The organism is Microvirga sp. P5_D2 (assembly GCF_054049475.1).
Genome location: NZ_JBFUMH010000023.1, coordinates 14503 through 30864, shown reverse-complemented (window position 1 = coordinate 30864; position 16362 = coordinate 14503). Strand labels below are relative to the sequence as shown.

The 16362-nt window shown below is 61.4% G+C and carries 14 protein-coding genes; 4 read left to right on the top strand and 10 right to left on the bottom strand.

Features of this window, described 5'->3' with window-relative positions; genetic code table 11:
• Positions 1-11: 11 nt before the first annotated feature.
• Positions 12-1127, top strand: a complete 1116-nt coding sequence (locus tag ACXJKO_RS09440; protein WP_457090829.1) for an alcohol dehydrogenase catalytic domain-containing protein — start codon at positions 12-14, stop codon at positions 1125-1127.
• 201 nt (positions 1128-1328) lie between these two features.
• Complete coding sequence (locus ACXJKO_RS09435; RefSeq protein ID WP_457090828.1) at positions 1329-2987, top strand: MFS transporter; 1659 nt, start codon at positions 1329-1331, stop codon at positions 2985-2987.
• A 37-nt stretch (positions 2988-3024) separates the two neighbouring features.
• On the opposite strand, the gene ACXJKO_RS09430 is transcribed toward ACXJKO_RS09435, so the two are convergent.
• Positions 3025-3237, bottom strand: a complete 213-nt coding sequence (locus ACXJKO_RS09430) for a hypothetical protein (protein WP_457090827.1) — start codon at positions 3235-3237, stop codon at positions 3025-3027.
• Positions 3238-3502: 265 nt separating this feature from the next.
• On the opposite strand from ACXJKO_RS09430, the gene pyk reads away from it, so the two are divergent.
• Positions 3503-4924 carry a pyruvate kinase gene (pyk, locus tag ACXJKO_RS09425; RefSeq protein ID WP_457090826.1) on the top strand — a complete coding sequence of 474 codons (1422 nt, stop codon included), beginning with the start codon at positions 3503-3505 and terminating at the stop codon, positions 4922-4924.
• A 28-nt stretch (positions 4925-4952) separates the two neighbouring features.
• Here the strand turns inward: pyk and ACXJKO_RS09420 are convergent, their stop codons facing one another.
• Positions 4953-6356: an aminotransferase-like domain-containing protein gene (locus tag ACXJKO_RS09420; RefSeq protein WP_457090825.1), complete on the bottom strand. Its 1404-nt coding sequence runs from the start codon at positions 6354-6356 to the stop codon at positions 4953-4955.
• Positions 6357-6473: 117 nt separating this feature from the next.
• Here ACXJKO_RS09420 and ACXJKO_RS09415 point away from each other — a divergent pair, with 117 nt between their 5' ends.
• The gene (locus ACXJKO_RS09415; protein WP_457090824.1) at positions 6474-7334 is read left to right on the top strand and encodes a DMT family transporter; all 861 of its coding nucleotides are present in this window, start codon (positions 6474-6476) and stop codon (positions 7332-7334) included.
• 71 nt (positions 7335-7405) lie between these two features.
• Here the strand turns inward: ACXJKO_RS09415 and ACXJKO_RS09410 are convergent, their stop codons facing one another.
• The 8 genes from ACXJKO_RS09410 to ACXJKO_RS09375 all read right to left on the bottom strand — a co-directional run bounded on the left by ACXJKO_RS09410 (position 7406) and on the right by ACXJKO_RS09375 (position 16176).
• A complete protein-coding gene (locus ACXJKO_RS09410; RefSeq protein ID WP_457090823.1) occupies positions 7406-8017 on the bottom strand; it encodes an alkylhydroperoxidase domain protein in 612 nt (203 codons plus the stop codon).
• A gap of 14 nt (positions 8018-8031) precedes the next feature.
• Positions 8032-8688 carry a CMD domain protein gene (locus tag ACXJKO_RS09405; RefSeq protein WP_457090822.1) on the bottom strand — a complete coding sequence of 219 codons (657 nt, stop codon included), beginning with the start codon at positions 8686-8688 and terminating at the stop codon, positions 8032-8034.
• A gap of 27 nt (positions 8689-8715) precedes the next feature.
• Complete coding sequence (locus ACXJKO_RS09400) at positions 8716-9762, bottom strand: putative FMN-dependent luciferase-like monooxygenase (RefSeq protein WP_457090821.1); 1047 nt, start codon at positions 9760-9762, stop codon at positions 8716-8718.
• Between the two features lie 27 nt (positions 9763-9789).
• Complete coding sequence (locus tag ACXJKO_RS09395) at positions 9790-11451, bottom strand: dipeptide ABC transporter ATP-binding protein (protein WP_457090820.1); 1662 nt, start codon at positions 11449-11451, stop codon at positions 9790-9792.
• Positions 11448-12344, bottom strand: coding sequence for an ABC transporter permease (locus ACXJKO_RS09390; RefSeq protein WP_457090819.1), 897 nt, complete (start codon positions 12342-12344; stop codon positions 11448-11450). The genes ACXJKO_RS09395 and ACXJKO_RS09390 overlap by 4 nt, the downstream gene beginning before the upstream one ends.
• Complete coding sequence (locus tag ACXJKO_RS09385) at positions 12341-13285, bottom strand: ABC transporter permease (protein WP_457090818.1); 945 nt, start codon at positions 13283-13285, stop codon at positions 12341-12343. Before ACXJKO_RS09385 ends, ACXJKO_RS09390 begins: the two co-directional genes overlap by 4 nt.
• 82 nt (positions 13286-13367) lie before the next feature.
• Positions 13368-14969, bottom strand: coding sequence for a TIGR04028 family ABC transporter substrate-binding protein (locus ACXJKO_RS09380; RefSeq protein ID WP_457090845.1), 1602 nt, complete (start codon positions 14967-14969; stop codon positions 13368-13370).
• Positions 14970-15297: 328 nt separating this feature from the next.
• A complete protein-coding gene (locus tag ACXJKO_RS09375; RefSeq protein ID WP_457090817.1) occupies positions 15298-16176 on the bottom strand; it encodes an SDR family oxidoreductase in 879 nt (292 codons plus the stop codon).
• Positions 16177-16362: the final 186 nt, after the last annotated feature.

Sequence of the window (16362 nt, the reverse complement as noted above, 5' to 3'; positions counted from 1 at the left end):
GAGATGTGAAGATGGCGATGAACGATGGGGATGCTCAACGCTCCAACCGCAGGATGACGGCAATCGTCTGCCACGGCCCGGAGGATTACCGCGTCGAGCAGGTGGATCGTCCCGTACCTGGAGAGCGCGAGATGGTGCTTCGAATTGCGTCCTGCGGAATTTGTGCCAGCGACTGCAAGTGCTGGTCGGGCGCCAAGATGTTCTGGGGTGGAGACAATCCTTATGTGAAGCCGCCGGTCATTCCCGGGCACGAGTTTTATGGCTATGTGGATGAACTGGGGCAGGAAGCTGCGCCGCATTTCGGCGTCAAGGCCGGTGACCGCGTGATCGCGGAACAGATTGTGCCGTGCGATCAATGCCGGTTCTGCCGGACCGGGAAGTACTGGATGTGCGAGGTCCACAACATCTTCGGCTTTCAGCGCGTCGTGGCCGATGGCGGGATGGCCGAGTACATGCGCATTCCGCAGACCGCGCGCGTGCATAAGATCGACGAGAGCATTTCCGACGACGATGCAGCGATCATCGAGCCGCTTTCCTGTGCGATCCATACCGTCAATCGCGGCGACATCCAGCTCGACGATGTGGTGGTGATCGCCGGCGCAGGCCCTATCGGCCTCATGATGGTTCAAGTTGCCCGGCTCAAGACGCCGAAGCTGCTGATAGCGATCGACATGGTCGACGAGAGACTTCAGCTCGCAAAGTCATTCGGCGCGGATGTGGTCATCAATCCCCGCGATCAGGATGCGTTGGCGATTGTCCGCTCGCTGACCGACGGCTACGGCTGCGATGTCTATATCGAAGCCACCGGGTCTCCGGCCGGAGTCGAGCAGGGTCTCAACCTCATTCGCAAGCTTGGTCGTTTCGTGGAATTTTCCGTCTTCGGAGCGCCGGTAACGATCGACTGGTCGATCATCGGTGACCGCAAGGAACTCGACATCCGCGGAGCTCACCTTGGGCCCTATTGCTATCCCATTGCCATCAGCCTGCTGTCTCGCGGGCTGGTCACGTCGAAGGGCATCGTCACGCATCGTTACAGTCTCGAAGACTGGGACAGTGCCATCGCCGTGGCGAACTCGCTCGACAGCATCAAGGTGCTGATGGAAACTAGGGGCGGTGAAAAGGGGTAGCCGAGGTATGCACTCAGAGGAGGCTGTAATACGCCGCCAGCTTCGCATGGGCCGCTCTTTTCTTCCCTGAAACTATGGGATTGTCAGGTCGAAGGTCTTAGACCATTCGTGATCCAAATGGGTGGCAAGCCGGGCCGGTTCTGATATGAGGTAGGAACTGGAGGCTTAAGTCGGGTGCGTCATACATCGCGAGAGACGGGAATGCTTGCTGGCGGGACCTCCTCTTTGTCTCCGTTCCGGCACCGCATCTTTCTCACGGTTTGGCTTGCAAGCCTCGCCTCCAATTTCGGCGGTCTGATCCAGTCGGTCGGCGCAGCTTGGCTGATGACCTCGATTGGCGCGTCGGCCGATCTTATTGCTCTGGTTCAGGCATCCCTGACACTGCCCATCATGCTGTTCTCCCTGATGGCGGGCGCTATCGCGGACAACTTCGACCGGCGCAAGCTGATGATCGCCTCGCAGTTCTTCCTGCTGACCGTGTCGGTGGCTTTGACCTTGTTCGCCTATTTCGGGCTGGTGACGCCTTGGCTTCTGCTCACCTTCACCTTTCTGGTCGGCTGTGGCACCGCCTTCAACGGGCCGGCATGGCAGTCGCTGGTGGGGGAGATGGTGCCCCGCTCCGATCTGCCGGCGGCGATTGCGCTCAACAGCATGGGCTTCAATATCGCACGCAGTGTCGGCCCGGCGCTGGGCGGCTTTATCGTCGCCACGGCGGGTGCCTTCACGGCCTTTGCCATCAATGCGTTCAGCTATATTGGCCTGATCCTCGTTCTGGTGCGCTGGCAGCCTGTCAGCATCCCCCGGGTCCTGCCGCCGGAGTCCCTGGGGACCGCGATGGCGGCTGGCATCCGCTATGTCGCCATGTCGCCCAATCTCGGCGTCGTTCTGCTGCGGGGCGCGGTATTCGGCCTTGCCGCCATCTCTGTCCAGGCGCTGATGCCGCTCATCGCTCGTGACCTGATCCGAGGCGGGCCGCTCACTTTCGGCCTTCTGCTTGGGTCATTCGGTGTCGGCGCTGTCGGTGGCGCCCTCCTCAGCGCGCGTCTCAGACAGGCCATGTCATTGGAGACCTTGGTTCGGATCGCCTTCATCAGCTTCGCGATCTGCGCGGCCGTGGCGGGGATGAGCAGCATTGCGTTCGTGAGTATCGCCGCAATGAGTTTGGGCGGGGCCAGCTGGGTGCTCGCGCTGGCCAGCTTCAATGCCACCGTGCAGCTATCGTCGCCACGCTGGGTCGTTGGACGCGCTCTCGCCTTGTACCAGATGGCCACATTCGGCGGCATGGCCTTCGGCAGCTGGATCTGGGGCATGGCGGCTGAACAATATGGAACATCGAATGCCCTTCTGATCTCGGCCGCTGTGCTGCTGGCCGGAGCGGCACTTGGCCTGCGATTTGCCTTGCCGGAGCTGAAGGCGCTCAATCTCGATCCATTGAACCGGTGGGCCGAGCCGGATGTGGCTCTCGATGTTCGAACGCGCAGCGGCCCTATCGTGGTCACGATCGAATACGACATTCGCGAGACGGATACCGTGGCGTTTCTCGCCGTGATGGCCGAGCGCCGGCGCATCCGGCGTCGGGATGGCGCGCGCCATTGGACGCTGCTGCGCGATTTGGAAAATCCGGAAATCTGGATCGAGCGCTACCACAGCCCGACATGGCTGGAATATGTGCGGCACAATCAGCGCCGGACCCACGCGGACGCATCCGTCGGCGACAGGCTTCGAGCGCTTCACAAAGGACCCAATCCCCCACGCGTTCGCCGGATGATCGAGCGGCAAACCGGGGTATTGATGGCTGATGCAGGCGCACGCGCCCATGAAATCGGCGACGCGCTTACTGATCCTACCCGCTCTTCCTGACAGCAATACTAGACGGCCATGCCACGATGGCTGTGCCTTAGCTGCGCGTCCAATCCTGGATGGCTTTCTTCAGGCCTTCGGGCAAATCAATCGGAGCCCTGGATTCCGGGCTTGGATCTGAGGGTGCCAATTCGCGGAGAAGGATCCGGTATCGCTCGATCTTTCGCTCCTGCCATGTGTCGAGGCTTTCTGCCGTGGCATCATCCAGAGAGCCACAGAACAGGCAAAGGACTGCGAGGATCGTGCGCATGCTCCGTCTCCATCAGGGGCCACTGTAATGTAGTATACCGTGGCATTATCTGAGTTGGAAAGGTGTGCGTTTAGGCACTCTACGGATGCTCCGGCATCCTACCCTCTTGAGAGGGCCGCCAAAGTCTCTCGTGCCGCAAATAATGGGCATGGGTTTTTCGAAGCCCTTGGAGATGGCATAGTGGCGGGGCTAGGCCTGACCGATGCCCATGAATTCCATGCGTTTCTCATGACCGAGGAGGCGGCCAGAAAAGGCCGACTGAACCATGCGCCGACAACGCCATGCCAAGATTGTCGCAACCGTCGGGCCGGCGAGCGCTTCGCCGGACAAGCTGCGGGAACTCTTCCTTGCCGGCGTCGACACCTTCCGATTGAACTTCAGTCATGGTAGCCATCAGGATCACGCCGCCGTCCACGCCGCCATCCGGGCGCTCGAGAAAGATATCGGGCGGCCCATCGGCATCCTGCAGGATCTGCAGGGACCGAAGATCAGGATCGGCACGCTCAAGGACGGCGCATTGATCCTGACCGAGGGAGAGACGATCCGGTTCGTTCTCCACGGCACCGATGGCGACAGAATGTCGATCCCTCTTCCGCATCCCGAGATCTTCGAGGCCATTCTTCCGGGGCAGGACCTGCTCATCGATGATGGCCGCATCCGGGTCAAGGCATACGGGCTTGGCGATGACTTCATCGAGGCCAGGGTCGTGACGGGCGGCAAGATCAGCAACCGCAAGGGCGTCAACCTGCCCGGCACGGTTCTGGACCTGTCGCCTCTCACGCAGAAGGACCGGACCGATCTCGCCTTCGGCCTGGAACTTGGTATCGATTGGGTGGCGCTGTCCTTCGTTCAGCGGCCGTCCGATATGATCGAGGCCCGCGCCTTGATCGGCGAGCGCGCCGGTCTCGTCGCGAAGATCGAGAAGCCCTCGGCCCTCGAATCCATCGACGATATTGTCCGCCTGTCCGATGCGGTCATGGTGGCGCGCGGTGATCTCGGCGTTGAAATTCCGCCGGAGGAAGTACCCGGGCGTCAGAAGGAACTGGTGCGCATCTGCCGCCTGGCGGTCAAACCGGTGATCATTGYGACGCAGATGCTCGATTCCATGGTCGGCGCTCCGACACCGACCAGGGCTGAGGCCTCCGACGTCGCAACGGCGATCTACGATGGCGCCGATGCCGTGATGCTGTCGGCTGAATCCGCTTCGGGCCGGTACCCGGTCGAGGCTGTCGCGATGATGGACCGCATCATCACGAAAACTGAGCACGACAAAGCCTACCGCTCCATCGTCACGGCGATCAGGTCAGAGATCGAGGAGAGCCCGCCCCATGCTGTCGCCAGCGCGGCGGGCGATCTTGCTCAGGCAATCCATGCCCCATGCATCGTTGCCTATACCTCGAGCGGCACCACAGCGAGCCGCATCGCCCGAACCCGCCCGGATGTCGCAATTCTGGCCGTCACTCCCGATGAGAGCGTGGCGCGCCGTTTGTGCCTGCTCTGGGGGGCGCACAGCGTCCGCTCGGAGGACATCCACTCGTATGAGGAGATGGTCGAGCAAGCCGAGGCGCATGCGCGCTCCGAGGGATTGGCCCAGCCGCCAGAGTTCATCGTCGTCGTGGCCGGCGTGCCTTTCGGCGCAGCAGGCACGACCAACAATCTGCGTGTCGTGCGACTGAATGCGGAGTGATTGAGAGCCTTGAGGCGCGACCGGATCTTCATTCAGTCTGATGGGTGTGCATTGCCTGCATGAGCACTGGCAGAATACGTGGATCGTCTGACTGCGCGACGTTAAAGCGGAGGAACGCACCGGCCGTTTGCGAGACGCTGAACACGTTGCCCGGAGCCAGAACAACATTGTCTTCCAAGGCCCTGCGAGCGAGCGCAGCGGAATCTTGGCTCTCCGGCAGACGGCACCAGAGATAGAAGCCGCCACGCGGCATGAGCCAGGGCCGGATGCCGAGGGGCTCCAGCCGAGCCGCCATGTCATGTCTCGCCCGCGTCAGGCGCTGGCGCAGTTCCTCCATATGCTTGCGATAGCCGCCGCCTGCGAGAACGCTAGCAATCAATTCGGTCGCGATGGGGCTCGGCCCTCCGAAGCAGGTAGCAACCTGGAGATCGACAAGGCCTTCGATCCAGTCTGCCCGCGCGGCGATGTAACCGCAGCGGATCGAGGCGGACAGCGTCTTCGAAAAGCTGCCGATTCGAATGACGCGGGTGAGGCCATCGAGGACGGCGAGACGCTGCGATGGCTCCGGCTCGAAATCGGCGAAGATGTCATCTTCCACGATCGTCAGGTCGTGCGCCGAGGCTGCGCTCAAGAGCCTGTGAGCCGTCTGCGGCGAGAGCGTGGCGCCAGTCGGGTTATGAAGCGCGGAGTTGGTGATGTAGAGGCGGGGTCGTTCTGCTGCGAGAGCCGCCTCGAAGGCTGCCATGTCGGGGCCGGTGGGCGTGTAGGGCACACCGACGATTCTGACTTGATGCGCCCGGAGCAGTGCCTGAAAGTTGAAGTAGCATGGGTCATCCACCAGCACGGTGTCGCCCGGCCTGAGCAGGAAACGGCAGATCAGGTCGATGGCCTGTGTCCCGGAACCTGTCAGCATGATTTGATTGGATGCAACCTCGATGCCCTCTTCGGCAAACCGGCCGAGGAGCAACCGACGTAATGTTGCTGAGCCGCGCGTGCTCCCATAATCGGCGAGCAGCGAACCTTCAGCCCGTGCAAGTGTCCGTAACGCGCGACGAAGCGCGTTATGCGGCATCCAGTCCGCAGGCAACCAGCCGCAGCCGGGCTTCATCATTGCAGGATCGGCGTCGAGCGACTGCCGCGAGACCCAGAACGGATCGACGGCCCGGTCGCGCTGCGGCTCCGTCTCCGCCAGCGCCAGCGGTGGCAAGCCGCTGCCCGCGACGTAGAAGCCGGAACCGCGCCGGGCGCGGATCAAACCCTCGGCCGCAAGCCGATCATAGGCCTCGACGACCGTCGATGGTGAAACGCCCATGGTCGTGGCAAAACTTCGGATCGAGGGCAGGCGATCATCGGCGACGAGAGAGCGGCTCGATACCTTCAAGCGGATCGCGGCCATCACTTCGCCGGTGCGTGTCGGTTCTGTCGTCTTCATGTACGCCCTGTGGATTGTATGCTTGTCCGTACCCATACAGTTTTGTCGAATTGTACCGCATTGTCTCTGTCCGAGCCAAGTCTTCGATCCTAAGATGCGTTCCGAGAGTGAGGTTTCATGGATCGAACGACGGACGGGTGGGGCAGTGGCCTCTTGGGTGTGATCATCTTCAGCGGTTCGTTGCCGGCCACGCGCATCGCCGTCGGCGATTTTTCGCCGTTGTTCCTGACCTCAGCCCGTGCCGTGATCGCCGCGCTTCTCGGCGCCTTGTTTCTCGTCGCTCTCAGGCAGATGAGGCCTCGACGCAGCGACCTTGGTTCGCTTGTCATCGTCGCGCTCGGTGTCGTGGTCGGGTTCCCACTGCTGACGGCCCTTGCGCTTCAGCACATCACCTCGGCGCATTCCATTGTCTTCGTCGGCCTCCTTCCGCTCGCGACCGCCATCTTCGGCGTTTTGCGGGGCGGCGAACGGCCGAAGCCGGTGTTCTGGCTCTTCTCAGGCCTTGGTGCGGCAACCGTTGCGGGCTTCGCCCTTTTCAACAGTGGCGCAGGTTCGCTCACCGGCGATCTGCTGATGGTCGCAGCCATTCTACTGTGCGGCCTCGGCTATGCCGAGGGAGCCGCACTGTCCCGGCGGCTTGGGGGCTGGCAGGTCATCTCATGGGCGCTTCTGTTGTCGTTGCCGATGATGGCGGCCATTGCATTGATGACGGTGCCTGGATCGTGGAGTGGGATCGGCGGCCCGGCCTGGCTCGGGCTCGCCTATGTCTCGATCTTCAGCATGCTGATCGGCTTCGTCTTCTGGTATCGCGGTCTGGCGATAGGAGGCATCGCAGGCGTCGGACAACTGCAACTGCTTCAGCCCTTCTTTGGCCTGACGCTGGCGAGCCTGCTGCTGCATGAACCGGTTGCCTGGACGATGATTGCGGCGACGGGTCTCGTTGTCCTCTGCGTCGCCGGCGCCAAGCGGTTCGCATGAAGCTTCTTGGGATTACAGGTAAATTGTCGCTCCGTTATTCGCCTCTATCCTTCAAAAACGTGATCGCGGTGCTACGCGGCCTTGGCCGGAGGTGTCGGCTCACCGAGGGAGAGCATCAGTCGGTTCGCCCAGTTGAAGAAGGCCGCGCCATTGATGACATCGATGATCTCCCGATCGCTGAGACCCGCTCGGCGCAGAGCATCGATCTGCGCATCGCCGAAGGCAAGCGGTATCGCCGTCAAAGCCGTCGAGGCTTCGATGATCGTGTTCCATCGGCCATCGATGTCCGCATCGACGCCCTCATCCAGCAGACGCTGGATATCATCCCCGCGTTTTGAATGAACCGTGGCGAAGCGCGAATGAACGGAGGCGCAGAAGATGCAGCCATTGAAGCGTGAGGCCGCCGTGGCGGAGAGCTCGCGCTCGGCGCGGGGAAGGCCGCTGCTGACGTTATAGAAAATGTCCTTGTCCGTCTTCGTCCGCGCCTCCAGAACCTCCGGGTCGCGGGCAAGCAGAAGGAAGTACGGCGATTTCGCGCGGGACGGATCCACGAGGCCCGCCCAATGCCTGTCCGTCAGCTCATCGGCAGACAAGGGTTCTAGCCACGGAACCCAGCCTAGTTCCTCCTGCGTGAAAGCCACCGGTTCGCGATTGTCGGGGTGGGAGAGAATTTTATCGGTCATGGTGAGGCTCTTTCTTAAACAGTGCCGGTGGCCAGAACGCCGGTGAAGATGGATGTCACATCGACATCTTTTCTGGAGGCCGAAGCCAGCGCGCGCAGGCCCGCGACAACACGGATCTGGAAGGAGAGGAAGGCGACGAGCTGTGAAATCGTGACGATGTCCGTGGTGGACCATCCCGCATCGATCAACTTCTGCAACGCCGCGCCGCTGGCATCGCGCGGGTGGAAGACGAGAAGATGCGCGTGTTCGAGGGCGGCGACCAGCTTGGGTCCGAGCAGACTCGCATGGGTTACGAAAACCTCGTACTCGAGGCCATCCTTGTTCTCTCGCGACAAAGGCCCATCCGGATAATGGCCATAGGGTCCCTCGGTCGTACCGCGCAGGATCTCCGCGGCGATGACCTCGGCCAGTTGCTTCTGCTCGAATGTCTGCAGCCCAGCGGCGTAGAAGTCGTGCACGGGACCCTGACGATGAAGGCCTGCCACGAAGGTGGCGATTGCATAGCGCTCGAGCAGGGTTACTCCGCCCGGAAATGCGGGCTCGAACAGAGCGAGATAGCTTTTCTGCGCATTTTCGCGCGCCTGAAGCCGTTCCGCCCGCAATTTATCCAAAGGCGAATTCGGCAGAATCCCGGCCAGATAGTCGATGATGTCCGGTGTGGTCGTGCTCATGATAGGCTCCTGTTTCAATGAAAGTTCTCAGCGCACGAGGGCGACGCGTTTCTCAGCGCGCTCGAAGGAAGGTTGCCAGCCGAGCGCGGGAGCGACCTTGCCCGCGATCAGCTCGATGGAGCGCAGGATGTAGGAATGCGGCGGGTCGATGGAATGGACCTGGAACACGATGTCCGTCGCACGGGACAAGGCGGTATCCGCGCTCAAGGATTCGATCACGTCATCCGGCGTTCCCACATGGCTATCGAGGGAGGCAATGATGTCGGAAAGGTCGTCGCTCGGGATGAAGTGCCCCTTCTCGGCGAAATGATCGACAACCTTCCGCAATCCCTGCTCCGCCAGGCGCAGGGCTTCTTTCCTGTTGTCCGCGACGAAGAGGCTGCGCGAGGCAACGATTCTCGGTTCGCGGCCTTGGGGAAGGGCCTCTAGATAGGCATCGATGATGGGATGCTGGATTTCGGAAAGCGAAGCGCGGGAATTGTCTTTCGGTCTCGGCTGCGTGCGCGACAGCATGAGGCCGTCGCCCGCCTTGCCTGCACGCGTTCCACCCGAGACGGAGAAGGTTGCCTGCCAGACACGCTCGTTCAGTGAAGGAGCGGCAGGATAGAGGCTGTCGCCGCCGTCGAGCGGCTTCCCATCCCAGGCCTTGCGGATAATGTCGAGATAGCGCTCGTAAATCTCCGAGCGGTTGGCGCTGTCGTGCCCAAAGGCTGTGAAGGAGGAGGGCGTTCCGCCCGTTCCGACGCCCACTTCGAGCCGATCGCCCGACAGGAGATCGAGAACGGCAGCATCCTCGGCCACGCGAACCGGATGCTCCAAGGGAACGGTGATGATGCCTGTCCCCAAGCGAATGCGCGAGGTGCGGGCCGCAACATATGAAAGAAACACCAGAGGCGACGGCAATCCGCCTTCGGCCTCGTGAAAATGGTGCTGCGCCACCCAGGCCGAGTCGAAGCCGTGGCGCTCCGCATGAACGATCTGCTCGGCCGCGAGGCGGTAGCGTTCGCTTGCGCTTCCCTCATCGAGCAGGCGGGTGAAGAACCCCAGACGCTTCGGCTGTGAAGAGATTGTCATAATCTTGCTCCGCTCAAAAACTCTCAATCAATGCTGGAAGGCGTGCCGCTGGCCGGGGATCGCGCCGATCAGCTCGCGTGTGTAGGCGCTGGTGGGCCGCAGGAACACGTCTTCGATGTTGCCGTGATCGACCTGCTGGCCGTTGTGCAGGACGGAGACCGTATCCGAAATCTGCCGCACCACCGCGAGATCGTGCGAGATGAACAGGTAGGTGAGACCGAGCGCCTGTTGCAGCTCGTCGAGCAGCGCGAGAATCTGCGCCTGCACGGTCACGTCGAGCGCCGATACGGCCTCATCCAGAACCAAAACCTGCGGATCGAGCACGAGCGCACGCGCAATCGCCACGCGCTGCCTCTGCCCGCCGGAGAGGGCGCGCGCCTTGCGGGTCTGCGCCGATGGCGGAAGTCCGACGCGATCGAGAATAGCCTCCACCTTCCTCGCACGATCCTCGCGTGGAATGGGATCGAAGTTGAGAAGCGGCTCCTCCACGATCCTGAAAATGGTCTGCAACGGGTCGAGGGATGCGAAGGGGTTCTGGTAGACGAGTTGGACTTTCCTGCGGAACTGGCGCAAGGCCTCGCCGCGCAGGGTGGTAACGTCGACACCATCGATGAGGATGCGGCCGCTGGTCGGCTTGTTGAAACCGACAGCGCTGCGGGCCGTGGTCGTCTTACCGGAACCGGATTCACCGACGATGGCGTGGGTCGATCCCCGTTGAACGGCAAACGATACCCGATCGACTGCGCGAAAGGTCTCTCGCCCGCCGATCGTGAAATCCTGCACCAGATTTTCAAGGACGATGGCGTGATCAGGCTCCACCCCATGGCGCGCTTTCGCACGGGAGGTGTGGCGAACTTTTCCGAGAGAGGGCGCGTCGGCCAGAAGCTTCTGCGTATACTCGCTGCGCGGGTTTGACAGCACTTCCTCGGTCGGTCCCTGCTCCTGAATGCGGCCGCCCTTGAGCACAACGATGTGGTTGGCCCGGTCGGCGGCAACGCCGAGATCGTGGGTCACGAGAAGAACAGCGGTGCCATATTCGCGGCGCAGCTCATCGATCAGATCGAGGATCCTTTTCTGCACCGTGACGTCGAGGGCGCTGGTGGGCTCGTCGGCAATGATGAGCGCAGGTTTCAACGCGATGGCGATGGCAATCAGCACACGCTGGCGCATGCCACCGGATAACTCATGCGGATATTGCTTGGCGCGCAACTCCGGCTGGGAAAGACCGACACGGGCGAGAAGCTCGATCACACGGGCGTCGATCTCGCTCTTGCTGCCGTAGCGGTGAATTTCCAGCACCTCGGCCACCTGCGATCCGATGGTCTTGACCGGATTGAGAGAGCTCGTGGGATCCTGCGGGATCAGGCTGATCTTGCTGCCGCGAATGGCATCGAGCCGCTTCTGCGACCAGCCTGCGATATCCGTTCCGTTAAGTCGGATGGCACCGGATTCCAGTTGTCCATTGTCCGCAAGCAGGCCGATGACCGCTTGTGCCGTCGTGGTCTTGCCGGAACCCGATTCCCCTACGAGAGCGACGACTTCGCCCGGCTTCACCTGGAGCGACACGTTATGGACGACGCGCTGCAACGAATCCTTGCCGCGATAGGCAACAGTGAGATTGCCGATCTCCAGAACCGGTACATCCGACAGAGTCGGTTCAGGGGAATTCAGGCTGATAGCCGCGCTCATGCTCTGACCTTTCCGAAGGACTGGCTGATGCGGTTGGCCGACAGCACGACGAGGATGACGACAACACCGGGCACGGTCGTCAGCCACCAGGCGCGTGCGATGTAGTTGCGTCCCTCGGCGATGAGAAGGCCCCATTCGGGCGTAGGCGGAGGTGCGCCGTAGCCGAGGAAGCCGAGGGTCGAGATGGCGAGAATCGCCCAGCCGAATTGCAGGGCCGCGAGTGCCGTCACAGAGGTCAGCGAATTCGGCAGGATGTGGCGCACCAGCACGCGGGTGAAGGTGCCGCCGCTGCCGAAGGCCGCTTCCACGTAATCGCTGACGCGCACCCGTACCACCTCGGAGCGCGCAAGCCGCGCGAAACGGGCAATGGACGTGACGCCAACCGCGATGGCCGCATTGACGGTGCCGAAGCCGAGCAGGATGACGATGCCGAGCGACAGGAAGAGCTGGGGGATCGACAAAAGGACATCGATGCCACGCATGATGATGGTGTCCGTCTTGCCTCTCGCCGTGCCTGCGATGAGCCCCAACGCCGTTCCGACCGCCAGGCCGACGCCGACTGCCACGAACGCGCCCGATAGCGAGTTACTGGCGCCGTAGATGATGCGCGCCAGGAGATCGCGGCCAAGGGCATCGGTGCCGAGCCAATGCTCGGCACTGGGTGCACGAAGCTGTTGGCGGGCAATGCCGACGGTGCCGCTATAGCTTGTAAATGCCTGCGGAATGAGCGCCCACAAAACCACGATCGCGATTACCACCCAGGACAGTACGAGGCCGGGCTGGATCGATTTGATTGCGCCGACCCAGCGCGAGGGGAGGAGAGTTCGCGAAGTGTCCAGCACTCTTGCTTCGCCCCGCAGGAGGCTACGCTCCGTCGAATTCATGCTGGTCATGCCAGGGCTCCTGTTCTGACTTTGAGGCGGGGATCGAAGACGGGATAGAGCAGGTCCACCAGGAGGTTGATGATGACGAACGCGAGCGCCGAGAACACCACCAGGGCCTGAAGGACCGCGGTATCCTGGTGGTTGACGGCCTGCTGCGTGAGACCGCCGATTCCGTTGAGGCCGAAAACAGCTTCCGTGACGACGGCACCCGCCAGAAGCTCGCCGAACAGGATGCCGCCGATGGTAAGCGTAGGCAGGATGGCGTTCTTCGCCACATGCCGCCACACGACCCAGCGATGGGATGCGCCCTTGGCACGGGCCACCGCGACGAAAGGCTCGGTCAGCACGTCGTCGATGTTGCGCATGAGAATCTGGGCGAGAGGCGCGGAGATCGGCACCGCGAGCGTCAGCACGGGAAGGATGAATGCTTCCCATGGGCCGGGGTTGATGACGGGAATGAGATTGAGCCGAAAGGAAAAGATCTGGATGAGCACGATGCCAAGCCAGAAGACCGGTATGGAAATGAAAAGAGACGGAATTGATTGAATGAAGGAGCGGAGCCAGGAGAAAGACGTCAGCGCCGAGAGTGCCGAAAGTGCGATGGCGACAATCACTGCGACCAGGAAGCCGAGCGAGGCAAGCCACAGGGTCGGTGTCAGGTTGGCAGCGATGAGGGCGCTGACGGGAACGCCCGCCTGGATCGAGTAGCCATAGTGACCGGTCAGAAAATTCACGATCGTATGGAAGTACTGAGCCACAATCGGGCTATCGGCTCCGTAAGATGCACGAATGTCGGCGATCTGCGCCGGTCCCAGGCCCAGTTCCGGATTCAGGAACTTGATGAGGATCGCATCGCCCGGGAGCGCCTGGAGGAGAATGAACGAAACGGTGAAGGCGGCCCAGAGCACGATGACTGCCTGCCCGATCCTTCCGGCCACATATCGCAACATGAGGGCTCCTGTCGTTCAATCTGAAAGTGGCTGCGATGGATGTCGGGTGTCGGAAACTCCGACACCCGGACTTGCTCGGTCGTCAGTTACGCGGGGCGAGCCACGTGCTGTAGAAGCTCGGGCGACCTACCGCCTCGAAGGACACGCCCTTCACGTAAGGCGCGGCGGCGAAGGCCTGAGGCTCCTCGAAGATCGGGATCGCGTAAGCCTGATCGATCACGTAGTTCTGCACCTCGCCGGCAACCGCGTGGCGCTTGGCGCGATCCGGTTCGGATGCCAGCTGATCCAGAAGCGCATTCAGCTTCTCGTCTACGAAGGACTGGACCTTGTCGCTATTGCCGCCTTTTTGCAGCAGCACGTTGCGGTTGGTCGGGTAATACTGGCTCTTGATCACATCCGGATCGGCGCGGCCGACCATCGCCGGCGACACGGGCGCCTTCGAAGGGTCGAGATTGTTGACCGTCGCGCTGCCCGAATCCGCCGTGAGCACATTGAGCTTCACGCCCAGCTTGCCCCATTGCTGCGAGACGAGTTGCAGCGTCTCCTTGTTCTGCGGCTGCGGAAGGGACTCGTACGCGGACAGTTCAAGAATCTTGCCGTCCTTCTGGCGCACACCGTTCGCGCCGGCTTTCCAGCCCGCCTCATCGAGCAGAGCCTTCGCCTTGTCGAGGTCGTAGGCGAGCTTGGAGGATAGATCCACATAGCCCAACGCCGTCTTGGCGATGATGGATGTTGCCTTCGGATAATGATCTGAGAACAGGGTCGAAACGATTTCGTCCGTGTTGGTGGCATGCAGCAATGCCCGGCGTACACGGATATCCGAAACCAGCGGATTGTCCGGACGGAAGACGACGCTGTTGTTCACGCCGCGTGTCGAGGGCGCATGAATCAGATAGCCCTCATCCTCGACCTGCTTCTCATCATAGGCCTGGATCTGGCGAATGACGTCGGCTTGTCCGGCGACAAGCGCGCCGATGCGCACGCTGTCTTCCGGGGTGACGACGTATTTGATCGAGTCGAGATAGGCGCGGCCCTGATGTGCGAGTTTCGCCGGTCCCCACTTGTAATCCGCGCGCACTTTCAGGGTGAGTTCGCGGCCCAGCGTCTCGCTGGCGACCACGAAGGGACCGGAGCCGATGATCTTCGTGGCATCCCCGAGAGTCTCGTAGGGCAGTGCAAGGGTTGAGAGAGCCACGAGACCAGAGCCGATCACCGAAGTGCCTTGCAGGAAGCCTGGCGACGACTTCTTGAAGTAGAACTTGACCGTGTAGGGATCGATCACCTCGCTGCGGTCGTAATTGTTGATCACCTCGGAAACCGGCAGCTTCAGTTCCTTGTTGCCGCGTCCGAAGGTGTCGTAGTTCTTGGCGACAGCCGCCGCATCCAGCGGCGTACCGTCCGAGAATGTGACACCCTGGCGGACCTTGAACGTATATTCCGTGGCATCCGCATTGACCGTCCACGATTCCGCGATCCAGGGCTCGATCTCGAGGGTCTTCGGATTTTGATAGGTCAGCTTGTCGGTGATCTGGTTGAGAATGCCGCCGTTCGGGTAGAAGCCGCCGGCAGGGGAATAGAGGTTCGTGTGAGCCTGCTGCTCGAGATAGATCAGCGTTCCGCCCGTCACGGGCTTGTCGTCCGAGCCTGCGGCATGCGCTGCTCCCCATCCACCCGTTCCGGCCAGAAGCGTGGCTCCGAGCAAGGCGGCAAGACCGGCTCTCTTCCTGAAGCGTTGAGTGATGGACACGATTTTTCCCCTGCGTGATTGGCTGAGTGACCCTGGAATTATCGGGGAGACCCAACCCAAAACGCAACGGGAATGTTCTTTTTTTAGAACGACTGGAGCAGAAGGATTTTTCTCTCGGAAGGCGTCTGTACAGATGAAATCGTTTCATTTGCCCAAAACATAAGCATGATGATCCATCATTGCTTGCCTAAAGCGAGGCGCATGCACAACGAAATGTTCGTTATAAAGAACTAAATCTCAGTGGAGGACTCACGCCTTTCGCGCTTCAAGTTCTTTGGATCGTATTGGAAGCGAGCAACGCCCGGAGGCCATCACGATAGGTGGGATAGTGCAATGTCACCCCGAGGTCCGTCTTGAGGCGGGTGTTCCGCACACGTTTGTTATCCTCGTAGAAGCTGCGGGCCATGGGCGTGAGCTGGGCTTCGTCGAAGGGGACCTCGGGAGGAGGCTCGCGCCCGAGGAGTTCGGCTGCATAGGCGATGACGTCCTGCGGAGGTCCCGGCTCGTTGTCGGCCACGTTGTAGATCGTGTTGCTACTCGGCCTCTCGATGGACGACATCAGAACCTGGGCGATGTCGTCGACGTGAATGCGGTTGAACACCTGTCCCGGCTTGATAAGGCGCTTGGCTGTTCCATCCATGACACGCTGCAAAGCGTTGCGCCCCGGGCCATAGATGCCTGCAAGGCGAAAAATCTGAACCGAGAACGGGGCGCTCTGACCAAGACGTAGCCAATGCTGCTCGGCCTCGATGCGCTGGCGTGCACGCACCGTCACGGGGCTGGGCGCGGTGTCTTCGTTGACCCATTGGCCTTCCGCGTCGCCATAAACGCCGACCGTCGAGAGGTATCCGATCCAGCGCAGTCGCGAGGAGGATGCGATCACGTCCGCGAAACGGTCCAGCACAGGGTCCATTCCGGTGCTGGGCGGAACGGAAATGAGAAGGGCGTCGGCGGATGCAAGCTGCTCGACCAAGAGGGGATCGTCGTCGGCGCCATCGAAGCGGAAAGCGGTTATTCCTGCATCTCTCAAAGCCTGGACTTTCTCAAGCGAGCGGGACGTGCCGCAAACCTGCGTGAAACGCTCCCTATAGCGGGCAATGAAATGGCTGACTGTGTAGCCAACTCCGAAGGCGAACAGGTTCATGGGGTCGAAAACCTTTGGGCCGATAGACTGACAGCTCGCGAGAGACGCTTCGCCTGAAAGCTGCACGCGCATGGACGTGCGAGTGGCATAACAGGTTCTCCTCCGCTTTCAATGTGCACATGCTGGCTGTCGTAAGGGGGCTCGCCAACCATAGGCGGCGATGTAATAAAAAATCAAATTTGTATT